Origin of the sequence: Pseudomonas morbosilactucae, from assembly GCF_023241715.1 — a bacterium.
GTDB lineage: Bacteria > Pseudomonadota > Gammaproteobacteria > Pseudomonadales > Pseudomonadaceae > Aquipseudomonas > Aquipseudomonas morbosilactucae.
The window spans coordinates 23,431-40,053 of the sequence record NZ_JALQCW010000055.1 but is presented as its reverse complement, the minus strand read 5'-3'; the positions used below and the strand labels follow the sequence as shown (position 1 = coordinate 40,053).

Genomic DNA, 16,623 nt, shown 5'->3' with positions numbered 1-16,623 from the left:
GAAAAAAGGGGCTACATTATGCCGCCGTGTCCCTCCCGTAGCAATGCGCGCCTGTCGTGGGATCAGTAACAAAAACCCTTGCAAAAAAATAACACCGCGCTAAAAGCCAGTAAAACCGGGGCCTCCAGGAGCGTCAATTTTTTGAACAGCTCAGCACCTTGTCTGTAACCCTCCGTAACCCAACCCCGATTCGGCACTACATTTAGCTCCGAACCGGCGCTTTTTTTGTCATTGCCACTACATTTGCCCCAACCGGCGTAATAGACGCATCAGCCACTGACAGCCGGCACCCGCCCCCGCTACAATTGCCGACTTTGTCGCAACGCTTGGAGCTCAACCTTCCGTGCCCGTCCTGCGTCTACCGCTACTCCCCACCGCCTCCGGCAAGCAGCATTGGGGCAACCTGCCCGGTGCCGCGCTGAGCCTGGCCATCGCCGAAGCGGCCAGCGCCGCCAAGCGTTTCACCCTGCTATTGACCGCCGACAGCCAAAGCGCCGAGCGGCTGGAGCAGGAGCTGGGTTTCTTCGCCCCGGATTTGCCGGTGCTGCACTTTCCCGACTGGGAAACCCTGCCCTACGACCTGTTCTCGCCGCACCAGGACATCATTTCCCAACGCATCGCCAGCCTTTATAGGCTGCCGGAGCTGGAGCACGGCGTGCTGGTGGTGCCGATTACCACGGCCCTGCACCGCCTGGCGCCGACCCAGTTCCTGCTGGGCAGCAGCCTGGTGCTGGATGTGGGGCAGAAGCTCGATGTGGAGCAGATGCGCACTCGCCTCGAAGCCAGCGGCTACCGCTGCGTGGACACGGTCTACGAGCATGGCGAGTTCGCCGTGCGTGGCGCCCTGATCGACCTGTTCCCGATGGGCAGCAAACTGCCCTATCGCATCGACCTGTTCGACGATGAAATCGAGACCCTGCGCACCTTCGATCCGGAAAACCAGCGTTCCATCGACAAGGTCGAGTCGATCCGCCTGTTGCCGGCCAAGGAATTTCCGCTGCAGAAAGAGGCGGTCACCCGCTTCAAGGCGCGTTTCCGCGAACGCTTCGATGTGGACTTCCGCCGCTGCCCGATCTTCCAGGACCTGAGCAGCGGAATCACGCCGGCCGGCATCGAGTACTACCTGCCGCTGTTCTTCGAAGACACCTCGACCCTGTTCGACTACCTGCCCCAGGACACTCAGGTGTTCTCCCTGCCGGGTATCGAGCAGGCGGCGGAAAACTTCTGGAACGATGTGCGCAACCGCTATGAAGAGCGGCGCATCGATCCTTCCCGGCCTCTATTGCCACCGGCGGAATTGTTCCTGCCGGTGGAGGACTGCTTCGCCCGGCTGAAGAACTGGCCACGGGTGGTGGCCAGCCAGCAAGACCTGGAAACCGGCGTCGGCCGCGAACGCTTCCCGGCCCAAGAGCTGCCGAACCTGGCCATCGAAGCCAAGGCCAACCAGCCGTTGGCGGCGCTGGCGAACTTCCTCGACGAATTCCCCGGGCGCGTGCTGTTTACCGCCGAATCCGCCGGCCGCCGGGAAGTGCTGCTGGAGTTGCTGGAACGCTTGAAGCTGCGGCCCAAGACGGTCGACAGCTGGCCGGATTTCGTCACCGGCAAAGACCGCCTGGCCATCACCATCGCCCCCCTGGACGAAGGCCTGCTGCTGGATGACCCGGCCCTGGCCCTGGTGGCCGAAAGCCCGCTGTTCGGCCAACGGGTCATGCAGCGCCGGCGCCGGGAAAAACGCGCCGACGCCAACAACGACGCCGTGATCAAGAACCTCACCGAGCTGCGCGAAGGCGCGCCGGTGGTGCACATCGACCACGGTGTCGGCCGCTACCTGGGCCTGGCGACCCTTGAAATCGATAACCAGGCCGCGGAATTCCTCACCCTGGAATACGCTGAGGGCGCCAAGCTTTACGTGCCGGTGGCCAACCTGCACCTGATCGCCCGCTACACCGGCAGCGACGACGCCCTGGCCCCACTGCACCGCCTGGGCTCGGAAACCTGGCAGAAAGCCAAGCGCAAAGCCGCCGAACAGGTGCGCGATGTGGCCGCCGAACTGCTGGACATCTACGCCCGCCGAGCGGCCCGCGAAGGCTATGCCTTTGCCGACCCGAAAGCCGACTACGCCACCTTCAGCGCCGGCTTCCCGTTTGAAGAAACCCCGGACCAGCAGACCACCATCGAAGCGGTGCGCGCCGACATGCTCGCGCCCAAGCCCATGGACCGCCTGGTGTGCGGCGACGTGGGCTTCGGCAAAACCGAAGTGGCCATGCGCGCGGCGTTCATTGCCGTGCACGGCGGCCGCCAAGTGGCGATCCTGGTGCCCACCACCCTGCTCGCCCAGCAGCACTACAACAGCTTCCGCGACCGCTTCGCCGACTGGCCGGTGACCGTGGAAGTGATGAGCCGCTTCAAATCGGCCAAGGAAGTGAATGCTGCGGTGGCGGACCTGGCAGAAGGCAAGATCGACATCGTCATCGGCACCCACAAGCTGCTGCAGGACGACGTCAAGATCAAAAACCTCGGCCTGGTGATCATCGACGAAGAGCACCGTTTTGGCGTACGCCAGAAAGAACAGCTCAAGGCATTGCGCAGCGAGGTGGACATCCTCACCCTCACCGCCACGCCGATCCCGCGCACGCTGAACATGGCGGTATCGGGCATGCGCGACCTGTCGATCATTGCCACGCCGCCGGCGCGACGCCTGTCGGTGCGCACCTTTGTCATGGAGCAGAACAAGAGCACGGTCAAAGAGGCCCTGCTGCGTGAGCTGCTGCGTGGCGGCCAGGTTTATTACCTGCACAACGACGTGAAGACCATCGAGAAATGTGCCGCCGACCTGGCCGAACTGGTGCCGGAAGCACGGATCGGCATCGGCCATGGGCAGATGCGCGAACGCGAACTCGAACAGGTGATGAGTGACTTCTACCACAAGCGCTTCAATGTGCTGATCGCCTCGACCATCATCGAGACCGGCATCGACGTGCCGAGCGCCAACACCATCATCATCGAGCGCGCCGACAAGTTCGGCCTGGCCCAATTGCACCAGTTGCGCGGCCGGGTCGGCCGTAGTCACCACCAGGCGTACGCCTACCTGCTGACACCACCGCGCCAGCAAATCACTCCGGACGCCGAAAAGCGTCTGGAAGCCATCGCCAACACCCAGGACCTGGGGGCCGGCTTTGTCCTGGCCACCAACGACCTGGAAATCCGTGGCGCTGGCGAACTGCTGGGCGACGGCCAGAGCGGGCAGATCCAGGCCGTGGGTTTCACCCTTTATATGGAGATGCTCGAGCGCGCGGTGAAAGCCATCCGCAAGGGCGAACAGCCGAACCTCGACCAGCCTCTGGGCGGCGGTCCGGAAATCAACCTGCGCCTGCCGGCACTGATTCCAGAGGACTACCTGCCGGACGTGCACGCGCGGCTGATTCTCTACAAACGCATCGCTTCGGCCACCGACGAGGATGGCCTGAAGGACCTGCAAGTGGAGATGATCGATCGCTTTGGCTTGCTGCCAGAGCCGACCAAGAACCTGGTGCGCCTGACCCTGCTGAAACTGCAGGCCGAGCAATTGGGCATCAAGAAAGTCGATGGCGGCCCCCAGGGCGGACGCATTGAGTTCGCCGCCGACACCCCGGTGGACCCATTAGCGCTGATCAAACTGATCCAGGGCCAGCCCAAGCGCTACAAGTTCGAAGGCGCAACCCAGTTCAAATTCATGGTGCCCATGGAGCGTCCGGAAGAACGCTTTAATACATTGGAGGCGCTGTTTGAGCGCCTCACCCCGAAATCTGCTTGAAGGACGCCCAATGCGCCTGTTTCGCTCGCTGCCCCTGCTGCTGACCCTGATCGCGCCCCTGGCCGTTGCCGACGACCTGTACCAGGTGGAAATGATCCTCGTGCGGCAGAACGCCGTGCCCGCCATCCTCAGCCGCGCCGCGCCCGAGGACTGGGCGGCCGACGCTCAGCGCCTGCCTGCCGAGAGCCAGCGCAGCCCGGCCCTGGGCGGCATTGCCGACAAGCTCGGCGCCAGCGGGGACTACAGCGTACTGATGCACAAGGCCTGGCAGCAGAGCCTGGGGGAAACCCCGGTCAAAGTGGCCCTCAGCGACGGCCAGGAGCAATTCGGCCAGTACCCCATCGAAGGCACCCTGGGCCTGAAACTCGGGCGCTTTACCGATGTGGCCGCCGATTTCTGGGTCAACCAGATCGACGCCAACGGCCTGATTACCGCCAGCGAGCGCCTGAAGCAGGAAAGCCACACCAAGAACGGCCAACTCAATTACCTGGACAACGGCCACTTGGCGCTGCTGATCAAAATCACCTCGCTGTCCAGGCCCGCCCCGAGCCAGGCGCCCGTTGAAATACCGGACTGATTGAAGTCCTTATGACCCCGCCCCTGACCAAACCCCTGGCGCCTTCCTGGGTCAATCGCTTCAAAGAGCAAGCACTGGAGCGCGGCCGGCGCTACGCCCTGGAGAACCGCGTGCGGATCGTCCAGGTGGGCGACAGCACCATCACCGCCAGTTGCGAGGGCTCGGGAGGCAACGTCTACCGCCAGACCATCAGCCTGCGGGAGTCCTCCAAAGGCGCCTTGTTGCTGCTCGACACTCAATGCACCTGCCCGGTGCGCAGCAACTGCAAACACGTGGCCGCGGTGCTGCTGCAAGTCCAGGAAACCCTGGCCTACCCGGCCGCCGCCAAAGACGCTGAACTGCTGGAAAAACTTCAGGCTGTCCTGGAGAACCGCACCCCGCCGAGCCTGCCCCAGCAGATCGTCGACACGGTGCAGCCGCGCCCGCGACTGTGGCTGGCAAGCATTGAATTCAGCGCCTTCGAGCCGCGCAACGGCAAGATGCAACGCTATATCCAGCACCGTGCCGCGCTGTCCTTCAACTACCTGGACGAGTACGCCAGCGGGCAGAAAAACAGCGACATCATCGTGCGCCAGGAACACCAGACCCTGCGCATCAAGCGCCAGCCGGAAGTGGAACAGGGTTACCGCGAACAGCTGCGCGCCCTTAGCTTCAAGATCGCCACCCGACAAAGCAAGGCGCTGCCGGAAAGTGCCGGCGAACTCTTTGAAATGGTCAATGACAGCGCCTGGCTGACCTTTACCCTGAATGAGCTGCCGACCCTGCGCACCCGAGGCTGGGAGCTGCAGATCGACGACGATTTCGGTTTCGACCTGACCACCGTGGACGACTGGTACGCCACCGTCGACGCCGCGCCGGAGCGGGACTGGTTCGACCTGGAACTGGGGATCATCGTCAATGGCGAGCGCCTGAGCCTGCTGCCGATCCTGCTCAACCTGATGCGCTCGCACACGGAGCTGCTCAACCCGGAGCGCCTGGCCAAGCGGCGTGACGACGAACTGATCCTGGTGAACATTCCCAATCGTCCCAATTCACCCCACGGCCCACTGCAAGTGGCCCTGCCCTATGGCCGACTGAAGCCGGTACTGGCCACCCTCGGCGAGTTCTATCTGCAAGAACCCGGGGAAACCACCCTGCGCCTGAGCAGCGCCGACGCCACCCGCCTCAACCCGCTGGAAGCGCTGCCCCTGCTGTGGGAAGGCGGCGAGCATATCCGCACCTTCGCCCAGCGCCTGCGGGACATCCGCGACTACTCGGCACCCGCGCCACAAGGCTTGAACGCCACCTTGCGGCCTTACCAACTGGAAGGCCTGAGCTGGATGCAGTCGCTGCGCCAACTGGAAGTGGGCGGCATCCTCGCCGACGACATGGGCCTGGGCAAAACCCTGCAGACCCTGGCCCATATCCTCAGCGAAAAAAAACGCCGGGCGCCTGGATCGCCCCTGCATGGTGGTGATGCCCACCAGCCTGATTCCCAACTGGCTGGACGAAGCGGCGCACTTCACCCCGCAGCTCAAGGTCCTGGCGCTGTACGGCGCCGGGCGCAAAAAGCACTTCCCGAACTTGGCCGACTACGACCTGCTGCTGACCACCTACGCCCTGCTGCCCAAGGACGTCGAACTGCTGGCCGCCCAGCCGCTGCATGTGCTGATCCTGGACGAAGCGCAGTACATCAAGAACCCGTCGAGCAAGGCCGCTCAAGCGGCTCGCGAGCTCAACGCCCGGCAACGCCTGTGCTTGTCCGGCACGCCCTTGGAAAATCACCTGGGTGAGCTGTGGTCGCTGTTCCACTTCCTGCTCCCGGGTTGGCTCGGCGATGTGAAAAGCTTCAACCGCGACTACCGAGTGCCGATCGAGAAGCACGCAAGCGAAGTGCGCCTGCAGCACCTCAATGGCCGGATCAAACCCTTCCTGCTGCGCCGCACCAAAGAGCAGGTGGCCACCGAGTTGCCGCCCAAGACCGAGATTATCCACTGGGTCGAACTCAACGAGGCGCAGCGCGATGTGTACGAAACCATGCGCCTGGCCATGGACAAGAAAGTCCGCGACGAAATCACCCGCAAAGGCGTGGCCCGCAGTCAGATCATCATCCTCGAAGCCCTGCTCAAGCTGCGCCAGGTGTGCTGCGACCTGCGCCTGGTCAGCGACACGCCGCCGCCTCGCGGCAGTTCGTCGGGCAAGCTCGACAGCCTGATGGAAATGCTCGAAGAACTGTTTGCGGAAGGCCGGAAAATCCTCCTGTTTTCCCAATTCACCTCGATGCTGAGCCTGATCGAAGACGAGCTGAAACGTCGCCACATCGACTATGCCCTGCTGACCGGCCAGACCCGTGATCGACGCACGCCGGTCCGGGACTTCCAGAGCGGCAAGCGGCAGATCTTCCTGATCAGCCTGAAAGCCGGCGGCGTAGGCCTGAACCTGACGGAAGCCGACACGGTGATCCATTACGACCCGTGGTGGAACCCGGCCACGGAAAACCAGGCCACCGACCGCGCCTATCGCATCGGCCAGGAAAAACCGGTGTTCGTCTACAAGCTGATTGCACGCGGCACGGTGGAGGAGAAAATCCAGCACCTGCAACAGGAGAAGTCCGACCTGGCGGCCGGCGTGCTGGATGGGCGCAAGGCCGGGGACTGGCAACTGCAGAATGACGATATCGAAGCGCTGTTCGCGCCCTTGCCGGACAAGAAGTCCACACGCTGAACCCGCACCGGCAGCCAGGGGAAGAGGCGCCCCTGGCTGAAAGGCATTAGGCGTTTGCTGCCAGTACCCGTGCCAGAGTCGCCGTGACCCGCCCCATCCCTTCCTGCAGTGCGCGCTCGATATCAGCCATGGTAATCAACACCGTGGACTTGCCCGCGGCCGGATTGACCACCAGCGCCAGGCAGGCGTAATCCAATTCCAACTCACGGGCCAGAGCGGCTTCGGGCATCCCGGTCATGCCGACAATGTCGCAGCCGTCGCGCTCCAGGCGGGTGATTTCTGCGGCCGTCTCCAGGCGCGGCCCCTGGGTGCAGGCATACACACCCTGAGCGCTGTGGGCGCAGCCTTCGGCCGCCAGGGCGGCGATCAGTTGCTGGCGCAGAGACTCGCTGTAGGGGTGGCTGAAATCAATGTGCGTCACCGCCTCCAGATCATCAGCAAAGTAGGTGTGCTGGCGGCCGCTGGTGTAGTCGATCAACTGGTGAGGCACACAAAAATGCCCGATGCCCATGGCTTCATGAATGCCACCCACGGCGTTGACCGCCAGGATCGCCTGGGCGCCGGCCTGCTTCAGCGCCCAGAGATTGGCCCGGTAGTTCACCTGGTGAGGCGGGAAACGATGGGGGTGGCCGTGACGAGCCAGAAACAGCACATCGCGACCGGCGTACTCGCCAATCTGAACCTCGGCTGACGGCGCACCGTAAGGCGTGTCGAGGGCCAGAGACTGGCGAATGTTCAACCCTTCCAACTGGGTCAGGCCGGTGCCGCCGATAATTGCGTAGACCGTCATGGCAAGGCGTCCTTAATCAATCAGTTGGGCATCTTTGAGGGCACCCAGCGCCGTCAGCCAACGGGGGTCCTGCTTGTACTCCAACGAGCCTATTCCCTGGCCGCGCATCCGGGCGATTCGCGGTGCAGGCGTCACCTTCAGACGCTGGGCCGCACTCAGGGCCAGCTCGGCCGCAGCACGGTCATTGCACACCAAGCCCATGTCGCAACCAGCCGTCCAGGCGGCTTCGACGCGGTTCGCCGCATCCCCCACCACATGGGCACCGGCCATGGACAGGTCGTCGCTGAAGATCACCCCGTCGAACTGCAACTCGCCCCGCAGGATGTCTTGCAGCCAGCGCCGGGAAAAGCCGGCAGGCTGGGAATCGACCTGGGGATAGATGACATGGGCCGGCATCACCGCCGCCAGCTGTTGGCTCAGGCGGGCGAAGGGCACCAGGTCCTTGGCGCGGATCTCGTCCAGGCTGCGCTCATCATTGGGAATGGCGACATGGGAGTCGGCTTCGGCCCAACCGTGCCCGGGAAAGTGCTTGCCCGTGGCAGCCATGCCGGCACTGTTCATGCCACGGATAAACGCTCCGGCCAGCTCGGCGGCACGCTCAGGGTTGCCCTCGAATGCCCGCGACCCCACCACCGCGCTGCGTTGATGGTCGAGGTCCAGCACGGGAGCGAAACTCAGGTCCAGACCCATCGCCAAGACTTCCGTGGCCATGATCCAGCCGCATTGCTCGGTCAGGTAGTCGGCATTGGGATTGTCTGCCAGCGCACGCATGGCCGGCAGCCGGACAAAACCCTGGCGCAGACGCTGAACCCGCCCGCCCTCCTGGTCCACGGCCAGCAACAGGTCCGGACGGACTGCACGAATCGCTGCACACAGCTCTCGCACCTGGCGCGGATGCTCGATATTGCGGCCGAAAATAATCAGGCCGCCCACTTCGGGCTGGCGCAGCAGTTGTCGATCTTCAGCCGTCAGCCAGGTACCAGCGACGTCCACCATCAAGGAGCCTTGCAGGCCAGCGGTCATAGAATTTCCTTAATAACGAGGGGCTCGCACCGAACGGCCAAGCCCATGGGCCCAGCACAGGCGCAGGAAAAATTCGCCACAGGCATAGCCAGGCGAATGACCCACGGTGAGGGGCGTACAAAGGGATAGGGAGCGAGAGTCGACATGGGCGGCTAGCTTAGCGGATGTAAGCTGGCGCGCCCACCCGTGGCATCAGGCTTTGGCGACTGCCGGAGCCGACTTGCTGCGAGGTTTAAGCTGGGCGCTGGCCATGGCATCGTCGGTCACGCCGGTCTCGGCACGCATGCCGGCAGCGAGGAACGGCACCATCAGGCGCATCACCTGTTCGATGGAGGTATTGACCCCGAAATCGGTTTCGGCGATGGCGCGCAACGCCTTGATCCCGGACATGCTGAAAGCCGCCGCACCCAACATGAAGTGTACGCGCCAGAACAGCTCGATCGGTGGAATGCGCGGGGCGGCTTCGTTGACCAGCAGCATGTAACGGCGGAACACCTTGCCGTACATATCTTCCAGATAACGCCGCAAATGCCCCTGGCTCTGACTGAAAGCCAGCCCCAGGAGACGCATGAAAATAGACAGGTCGTTGCCACTGCGAGGCTGCACCACCAGAGCCTGCTCGACGAGGATCTCCAGCAGCTCTTCCAGGCTTGGCTTATTGTCCGGCTTGGCTTGGCGCCGCTCCAGCTCACGATCGAGGCTGATGCAAAAAGGCCCGAGGAAGCGCGAGAACACAGCTTGGATCAGGGCCTTTTTCGAACCGAAGTGATAGTTCACCGCCGCCAGGTTGACCCCGGCCTTGCTGGTGATCAGCCGCAATGAGGTTTCGGCAAAACCTTTTTCCGCGAACAACTGCTCGGCAGCATCGAGAATGCGTTCAACGGTTTCCGACTGGGCCATGGCTACTCCGCCTGACAAACACTTGTTTGAAACATACGTTTCAGCCCCTGCAATGTCAAGCCTGTCAGCCAGCTTCAGGCCCCACTGGCGCGCTATTTAACCATACCTGCAGCCCGCTGTAGCCAGCCCTGCCAAACCGGGCCGGAACAACCCCTCAAGAACCGTCCGGCGGCCCCGGAAAAAAGGAGGATTGCCAAGCGCGACTCACTGTATATAATCCCAGTCACTGTATAAAAAGACAGAGCGATCGACATGCTAAAACTGACGCCCCGCCAAGCTGAGATTCTGGCTTTTATCAAACGCTGCCTTGAAGACAATGGCTACCCGCCAACCCGTGCGGAAATCGCACAGGAACTGGGCTTCAAGTCCCCCAATGCCGCCGAAGAGCACCTCAAGGCGCTGGCCCGCAAAGGCGCAATCGAGATGACCCCGGGCGCTTCCCGCGGGATTCGCATCCCGGGTTTCGAAGCCAAGGCCGACGACTCCACGCTGCCGATCATTGGCCGCGTCGCCGCCGGCGCTCCGATCCTGGCCCAGCAACATATCGAAGAGTCCTGCAACATCAACCCGGCCTTCTTCCATCCTCGCGCTGATTATCTGCTGCGGGTGCACGGCATGAGCATGAAGGACATCGGCATCATCGACGGTGACCTGCTGGCCGTTCACACCACGCGCGAGGCTCGCAACGGCCAGGTGGTCGTGGCGCGCATTGGTGATGAAGTCACCGTAAAACGCTTCAAGCGCGAAGGCAGCAAAGTCTGGCTGCTTGCCGAAAATCCTGAGTTCGCCCCTATCGAAGTCAACCTGAAAGATCAGGAACTGGTGATCGAAGGCTTGAGTGTCGGCGTGATTCGCCGCTAAAGGAGGCTTTATGCAGTTCCCACACGCACCACAGCAAGCACAACTGTCGCTGTTCGAGGCATTCCTGGCCCAACCCTTGGCGCCGATCCTCAAAGAAGTGACCGAAAAACCCTGGAACAATGATCCGGAAGTTTTCAGTGAACTGTCGTTACGCGGTGCTGCGGGGAACTGCCTGAGCCTGCTGGCCCCCATTCTTCGGGAACTGAGCGAAGAGCAAGACGCCCGCTGGCTGACCCTGATTGCCCCACCGTCGAGCCTGACCCAAACCTGGCTGCGCGATGCCGGCTTGAATCGCGAACGCATCCTGCTGCTGCATCCTCGCGGCACTCAAAGCGCCCAGCAGTTGACCTGCGAAGCCCTGCGCCTGGGGCGCAGTCATACGGTCGTTAGCTGGCTGAATCCGCTGAACAACAGCGCCAAGCAGCAACTCATCAGCGCAGCGCGCACGGGCGACGCACAGAGCCTGAATATTCGATTGGGTTGAAACGGGAATGCTGCGGAATGACACGAGGCTTCTCGAGGATTGAGAAGCCGAAACAAAGCAAAAAACGACTGCAAAAAAACCGACCAGCGGACTCAGTGAAGAACCCGCGGCCCCTCTTCCTTATCGATTTCACCTTCAACCAAACGTCCGGCCATCTGCACGCCGACGCTCAACATGGCCTTGGCCACTTCCACATGCTGCCCCTGCAGGAAAGCCTTGGCGTCCTCGGAGAAATCCAAAGTAACCAGAGAACCCTCGTCCTCAGCCCTGCGCAGCTCGATACGACCGTCTGGCAACTCGACAATTTCTAGAAAGGACGTTGGCATAAAAGTCTGTTCTCCACGAAAGGCCGAGATTATATCAGTCATCGCTATGCCCTCGCTTGGGATCTTGAGCACGATCCACGCGCTAGCAACCCCGGCGCCTCTCGTTTCTTTCCTGGGTAAACCCACCCCGCATCCGCTTGTATCGAGCCTTCAGACTGACTCAGAAGTTCGGCTTGTACTCGAAGGATGCTGACGCCTGACTGTCCGAAAAAGGCGTGACTGGCGACTTCTTCAGGGTGATCTGATTGACCAAAGAGCCCGGGAACAGCTGCAGGCTGTTGTTGAAGTTCTCCACGTTCAGATTGAACAGCGTAATGGCGGCACCCACGTTGCCTTGCTGCTCCGCCACCTCCCGCAGCAAGCCATTCATCAGCTCCGCAGACTTCAATTCCGGATAGGCCTCGAAAGCCACATCCAAGCCCCCCAGCAGCGCCTTTGCCCCCTGATCAACGGGAGTCAGCGCTGCCCCATCCGCCATGGAAGGCAGGCGGGAGATGGCCGTGCGCAACTCGACGATCTGCGTCAACAACTGGCTTTCATACTCCTGAAAACCCGCCACTTTGGGCTCGAGCATATCGAGCACCCGGATGGCTTGGCGCTCATAGGTCAGCACGTCCGACCAGGCGCGTTGCACACGGTTATGGGCCGCGATGATTCTGTTGTAGCTGAGATACACAACAACCCCGAGGCCCACGACCACTACCAACAACAACTCCATTGCTTACTGCTCCATCTTGTCAGCGACCTTCGAAGGAAGATCAAAATTATTGTCGTGCAACTCTGCCAACTGATGCACCAACTCCAACAGCGGACTCAGCCCTGGCAACTCAATACCCGCTTTGATTTGCTCACGAAAGGCCTGGAGATCAGCCAGAGATCCCGGATAGGCATAAGCCATGACTTCATCATTGTTGAAGCTCAGGCATAACCGCCCCTGCTCGGAGAATTCCAGGTTCACCTTGCTCAGCCGACGGGAAAGCGCCATCAGAAAGAGCAGGGTCGTGGGCGTGGCGAACTTGGCACAATCCAACTCGCGGCGACCCTGCAAAAGAAAGGTCCGATTAAAGTCGTCGAGCGTGGTCTCGAAACCCTTGCCCGCCAATGGCGCGCCCACCACGTCGGTCCGAGCCGACAGCCCCTTCACCCAGGGAAAGTCCAGCACCAGACTGTAGCGATCAAAAGCCTCTTCGCCACCGCCTTTATCCTTGCGGAGATTCACATAGCGCAGATGGTGATATTCGAACGCCAACGAATGCAGGGCTCCCTGAAAGACACCCTGGGCAGACGTCACGATATCGCGACGCTCAGTCCCGCGCTGGTAATCACTGAACTCGCTGCTCAGCTTTTTGAAACACCAATCGGCAGTGCCTTCGGGTTCGCTCAACCCGTTGCTGAACAGCGAGCACTGGCGGCCGATCTTGGTCGACAAATCACCCAACGAAGACAAGCGCCCTCGCTTGACCAGAAAACTGGCAAAGCAGCAGCCTATGGCGACCCAACCCATCCACCCCATGCCGTCCATCAGGTACGAGACGACCAGCGAGACGAACGCCAGAACCAGCAGCAGCTTGGGCTGCGCGTGATCAAACTCCAGGCCACCTGGGAAGGCTTCAAGCCGGTCGAGCACCTGCAGCAAGTCGGCATTGGACTGGGCCCGGGAGACCTGCACCTGGCAGGAACCCAGTAAGCGGATCAGCTCTTGATCGCGCTGGAAAAACAACATGACTCATCCTTGATCAAATCTTCGAAGCCCGGACCAACCGGCACTCAGGCTCAGCACTCGTTCAAGCCATCACGAAAACGAATCGCCAGGGCCTTGAGGTTTTGCCGCCAGCTCTCCAACTCTTCTCGGCTCAGTGCCTGTTCCGGCTCTTCCTCATCGAGGTTGACCGCCATGATCAACGGCTGCGTTACATCGCCCTTGGGCTTGTGCGGGGCACGGGGCGGCTGGAACAGCGCAGCGTAGGCCGCCAGCAGCTTGGCCAGCCAGGTTTCCGAGTTATGGGCCAACTCCACCAGCTCGGCCAGCTCCGGAATTGCCAGATGATCCAGCACTTCCTGGGTAAGGATCAGCTCCGCACGGGGCGCATTGGCCTGGGGCAGGCGGTAAAACCCGGCAATTTCATGGCAAAGCCCAAGCAGCGCGCCATAGAGATGAAACAGCACCGATTCCCGACCAGCCTGAACCTGAGCCTGAGCAGTCATCGCCCGCCCCTCTTCAGCTCGAGCCAAGGCTTCCAGGGACAAGCCGGCAAAGTAAATTTTCTGATTGGTACGGGTATAGAGTTCGTGGGCCATGACGGCAGCCTCCACAACAAAAAGTAAAACGGCACGCTGGGTGGCACAGTGTCATGGATGGACTTGACCAATCGCAAGACAAAAAAAACCGCATGCAGCACATCGGCTGCATGCGGCCTTCAGGCGCCGGAGAAGTGGCCTCCCCCGTCACCCAACCTTAACGCTTGTCTTCGACCTTCCAGGTGCCGCCGTCGTAGAACGCACGCCAGCCGGTCGGCTTGCCGTCGACTTCGGTCTGCACGTACTGCTCTTTGGTCTTGCGGCTGTAACGCACCACCGCCGGACGGCCATCCGGGTCCTTCTTCGGCGCTTCGCAGAGGAAGTGGTACTTCGGATCGATCTCATCCTTGTGCGGGATCAGCTCCAGCACCAGAGGCGCCCGAGTCTCACGGTTTTTCGGGAACTGGCTGGCTGCCAGGAACAGACCCGAAGCACCGTCACGCAGGATGTAGGTGTCGTTGACCTTTTCGCATTTCAGCTCAGGCATCTTCACCGGGTCCATCTTCGGCGGCGCCGCATCACCGCTCTTCAGCAGCTTGCGAGTGTTCTTGCAGGTCGCATTGGTGCAGCCAAAGAACTTGCCGAAACGGCCGGTCTTCAGTTGCATCTCACTGCCGCACTTGTCGCATTCCAGGCTCGGACCTTCATAACCCTTGATGCGATAGCTGCCCTCTTCGATCTCGTAGCCCGCGCAATCCGGGTTGTTACCGCAGATGTGCAGCTTGCGCTTCTCGTCCAGCAGGTAGGCATCCATCGCCGTGCTGCAGATCGGGCAGCGATGCTTGCCGCGCAGCACCAGGGATTCGGATTCACCTTCGTCGTCCGCAGCAATCTCGTCACCCGGCACCAGGTTGACGGTGGCCTTGCAACGTTCTTTCGGCGGCAGGCTATAACCCGAGCAGCCGAGGAATACGCCAGTGGACGCTGTACGAATCTGCATCGGACGGCCACAGGTCAGGCACGGGATGTCAGTCATCACCGGCTGGTTGGCGCGCATGCCGGTCTCGGCACCTTCCGCCACTTCAAGTTTCTTCTTGAAGTCGCCGTAGAACTCGTCGAGCACGTTCTTCCAATCACGCTCGCCCTGGGCGACGTCATCGAGGTTCTCTTCCATGCCGGCAGTGAAGCCGTAGTCCATCAGGTTGGAGAAACTCTCGGAGAGACGCTCGGTGACAATGTCACCCATCTTCTCCGAATAGAAACGACGGTTGTGCAGGGCCACGTAGCCGCGATCCTGAATGGTGGAAATGATCGCTGCGTAAGTCGACGGACGACCGATACCCCGCTTTTCCATCTCCTTGACCAGGCTGGCTTCAGAGTAACGCGCCGGCGGCTTGGTGAAGTGCTGGCTCGGGTCGAGCTTGATCAGCTTCAAGACTTCGCCCTGGGCCATGTCTGGCAACACATCGTCGTCGCCCGGCTTGCTGATTTGCGGCATCACACGGGTGTAGCCGTCGAACTTGAGGATGCGGCCCTTGGCCCGCAGCTCGAAGCCGCTGGCCGCGACACTGACAGTGGTCGACAGGTATTGCGCCGGCAGCATCTGGCACGCCAGGAATTGGCGCCAGATCAGCTCGTAGAGACGCTCAGCATCACGCTCCATGCCCGACAGCTTGCTTGGCTCGGTGTTGGCATCAGAAGGACGAATCGCTTCGTGAGCCTCTTGTGCACCTTCCTTGCTGCTGTAGACGTTGGGGTTCTCCGGCAGGTACTTCTTGCCGAACTCGCTTTCAATATACGTCCGTGCCATCGCCACGGCATCGGCCGAGAGGTTGGTGGAGTCGGTACGCATATAGGTGATGTAGCCGGCTTCATAGAGACGCTGGGCCATCATCATGGTTTTCTTCACCCCGAAGCCCAGACGGTTACTGGCAGCCTGTTGCAAGGTGGAGGTAATAAAAGGTGCCGACGGCTTGCTGCTGGTCGGTTTGTCTTCACGCTTGGCGATGGTGTAGGCAGAAGCCTTGAGCTTCTCCAGGGCCGCCATGGCCTGGGCTTCGTTGAGCGGCTTGAAGGCTTCGCCGTTTTCCCGAGCCACTTCAAAGCGCACCTTGGCACCCTTGGCGGTGCCCAGGTCGGCGTGGACTTCCCAGTACTCTTCAGGGTTGAACGCACGAATCTCGCGCTCACGCTCCACCACCAGCTTGACCGCCACCGATTGCACACGGCCGGCAGACAGGCCACGAGCGATTTTCGCCCACAGCAACGGCGAAACCATGTAACCCACTACGCGGTCGAGGAAGCGTCGAGCCTGCTGGGCATTGACCCGGTTGATATCCAGCTCGCCGGGCTGGGAGAAGGCTTCCTGGATCGCCTTCTTGGTGATTTCGTTGAACACCACGCGCTTGTAGCGGCTGTCGTCACCGCCAATGGCTTCCCGCAGGTGCCAGGCAATGGCTTCCCCTTCGCGGTCCAAGTCCGTTGCCAGATAGATGGTGTCGGCATCCTTGGCCAGGCGGCGCAGCTCTTCAATGACCTTTTCCTTGCCGGGAAGGATCTCGTACTTGGCTTTCCAGCCGTGATCCGGATCGACACCCATGCGCGAAACCAGCTGCTTGCGCGCCTTTTCCTTCGGCGACAGGGCCGGTGCCTCGCCCGCAGCGGCCTTGCCGCGCTTGGCGGCAGGCTCCTTGGCGGCACTGGCCGAACCGCTGGTGGGCAGGTCTCGGATATGGCCGATACTCGACTTCACCACGTATTGGTTACCCAAGTACTTGTTGATGGTCTTGGCCTTAGCCGGGGATTCCACAATGACCAGCGATTTGCCCATGGATCAGAAAATTCCTGAATTCGAGAAGTGAAAGGCGGTTGGCGCCTGACGCGGCACCGCTATATATAGTGGCAACAAGGTGAGGTCAAGCGCAGGGT

At 61.5% G+C, this 16,623-nt stretch carries 12 protein-coding genes and 1 pseudogene; 5 read left to right on the top strand and 8 right to left on the bottom strand.

Annotated features, from left to right (window positions below):
• Window positions 1–343: 343 nt before the first annotated feature.
• The 3 genes and pseudogenes from mfd to M1B34_RS20250 all read left to right on the top strand — a co-directional run bounded on the left by mfd (window position 344) and on the right by M1B34_RS20250 (window position 7,073).
• On the top strand, window positions 344–3,793 hold the full coding sequence (gene mfd, locus M1B34_RS20260; RefSeq protein WP_268266062.1) for a transcription-repair coupling factor: 3,450 nt from the start codon (window positions 344–346) through the stop codon (window positions 3,791–3,793).
• A gap of 10 nt (window positions 3,794–3,803) precedes the next feature.
• Window positions 3,804–4,370, top strand: a complete 567-nt coding sequence (locus M1B34_RS20255) for a CsiV family protein (RefSeq protein ID WP_123330699.1) — start codon at window positions 3,804–3,806, stop codon at window positions 4,368–4,370.
• An 11-nt stretch (window positions 4,371–4,381) separates the two neighbouring features.
• A pseudogene (locus M1B34_RS20250) lies at window positions 4,382–7,073 on the top strand (SNF2-related protein).
• 46 nt (window positions 7,074–7,119) lie between these two features.
• Here M1B34_RS20250 and M1B34_RS20245 read toward each other — a convergent pair.
• The 3 genes from M1B34_RS20245 to M1B34_RS20235 all read right to left on the bottom strand — a co-directional run bounded on the left by M1B34_RS20245 (window position 7,120) and on the right by M1B34_RS20235 (window position 9,786).
• Window positions 7,120–7,863 (bottom strand): S-methyl-5'-thioinosine phosphorylase, encoded by a 744-nt coding sequence (locus M1B34_RS20245; RefSeq protein WP_123330695.1) that lies wholly within the window; start codon window positions 7,861–7,863, stop codon window positions 7,120–7,122.
• A 12-nt stretch (window positions 7,864–7,875) separates the two neighbouring features.
• Window positions 7,876–8,874 carry a beta-N-acetylhexosaminidase gene (gene nagZ / locus M1B34_RS20240; protein WP_268266066.1) on the bottom strand — a complete coding sequence of 333 codons (999 nt, stop codon included), beginning with the start codon at window positions 8,872–8,874 and terminating at the stop codon, window positions 7,876–7,878.
• 204 nt (window positions 8,875–9,078) lie between these two features.
• Window positions 9,079–9,786, bottom strand: coding sequence for a TetR/AcrR family transcriptional regulator (locus M1B34_RS20235; protein WP_268263041.1), 708 nt, complete (start codon window positions 9,784–9,786; stop codon window positions 9,079–9,081).
• A 252-nt stretch (window positions 9,787–10,038) separates the two neighbouring features.
• Between M1B34_RS20235 and lexA the strand changes: the two genes are divergently transcribed.
• Both lexA and sulA read left to right on the top strand, forming a co-directional pair.
• On the top strand, window positions 10,039–10,647 hold the full coding sequence (gene lexA, locus M1B34_RS20230) for a transcriptional repressor LexA (RefSeq protein WP_123330689.1): 609 nt from the start codon (window positions 10,039–10,041) through the stop codon (window positions 10,645–10,647).
• Between the two features lie 10 nt (window positions 10,648–10,657).
• Window positions 10,658–11,131, top strand: a complete 474-nt coding sequence (gene sulA / locus M1B34_RS20225; protein WP_268266061.1) for an SOS-induced cell division inhibitor SulA — start codon at window positions 10,658–10,660, stop codon at window positions 11,129–11,131.
• Between the two features lie 92 nt (window positions 11,132–11,223).
• Here sulA and M1B34_RS20220 read toward each other — a convergent pair whose 3' ends face one another.
• From M1B34_RS20220 to topA, 5 genes are all read right to left on the bottom strand, one after another.
• Complete coding sequence (locus tag M1B34_RS20220) at window positions 11,224–11,457, bottom strand: hypothetical protein (RefSeq protein WP_123334319.1); 234 nt, start codon at window positions 11,455–11,457, stop codon at window positions 11,224–11,226.
• Window positions 11,458–11,617: 160 nt separating this feature from the next.
• Window positions 11,618–12,175 (bottom strand): LemA family protein, encoded by a 558-nt coding sequence (locus M1B34_RS20215; protein WP_268266060.1) that lies wholly within the window; start codon window positions 12,173–12,175, stop codon window positions 11,618–11,620.
• A gap of 3 nt (window positions 12,176–12,178) precedes the next feature.
• Entirely contained in the window at window positions 12,179–13,180 is a 1,002-nt protein-coding gene (locus M1B34_RS20210) for a hypothetical protein (RefSeq protein ID WP_268266059.1), read from the bottom strand.
• A 50-nt stretch (window positions 13,181–13,230) separates the two neighbouring features.
• Window positions 13,231–13,755, bottom strand: coding sequence for a DUF6586 family protein (locus M1B34_RS20205; RefSeq protein ID WP_268266058.1), 525 nt, complete (start codon window positions 13,753–13,755; stop codon window positions 13,231–13,233).
• A 157-nt stretch (window positions 13,756–13,912) separates the two neighbouring features.
• A complete protein-coding gene (gene topA / locus M1B34_RS20200; protein ID WP_268266057.1) occupies window positions 13,913–16,525 on the bottom strand; it encodes a type I DNA topoisomerase in 2,613 nt (870 codons plus the stop codon).
• Window positions 16,526–16,623 lie beyond the last annotated feature (98 nt).

What these genes read in the sequence shown, in the direction of transcription:
- M1B34_RS20220 (WP_123334319.1), bottom strand. Translation starts at nt 11,457, where the DNA reads ATGCCAACGTCCTTTCTAGAAATTGTCGAGTTGCCAGACGGTCGTATC.
- topA (WP_268266057.1), bottom strand. Translation starts at nt 16,525, where the DNA reads ATGGGCAAATCGCTGGTCATTGTGGAATCCCCGGCTAAGGCCAAGACC.
- M1B34_RS20210 (WP_268266059.1), bottom strand. Translation starts at nt 13,180, where the DNA reads ATGTTGTTTTTCCAGCGCGATCAAGAGCTGATCCGCTTACTGGGTTCC.
- lexA (WP_123330689.1), top strand. Translation starts at nt 10,039, where the DNA reads ATGCTAAAACTGACGCCCCGCCAAGCTGAGATTCTGGCTTTTATCAAA.
- M1B34_RS20235 (WP_268263041.1), bottom strand. Translation starts at nt 9,786, where the DNA reads ATGGCCCAGTCGGAAACCGTTGAACGCATTCTCGATGCTGCCGAGCAG.
- M1B34_RS20205 (WP_268266058.1), bottom strand. Translation starts at nt 13,755, where the DNA reads ATGGCCCACGAACTCTATACCCGTACCAATCAGAAAATTTACTTTGCC.
- M1B34_RS20245 (WP_123330695.1), bottom strand. Translation starts at nt 7,863, where the DNA reads ATGACGGTCTACGCAATTATCGGCGGCACCGGCCTGACCCAGTTGGAA.
- M1B34_RS20215 (WP_268266060.1), bottom strand. Translation starts at nt 12,175, where the DNA reads ATGGAGTTGTTGTTGGTAGTGGTCGTGGGCCTCGGGGTTGTTGTGTAT.
- sulA (WP_268266061.1), top strand. Translation starts at nt 10,658, where the DNA reads ATGCAGTTCCCACACGCACCACAGCAAGCACAACTGTCGCTGTTCGAG.
- M1B34_RS20255 (WP_123330699.1), top strand. Translation starts at nt 3,804, where the DNA reads ATGCGCCTGTTTCGCTCGCTGCCCCTGCTGCTGACCCTGATCGCGCCC.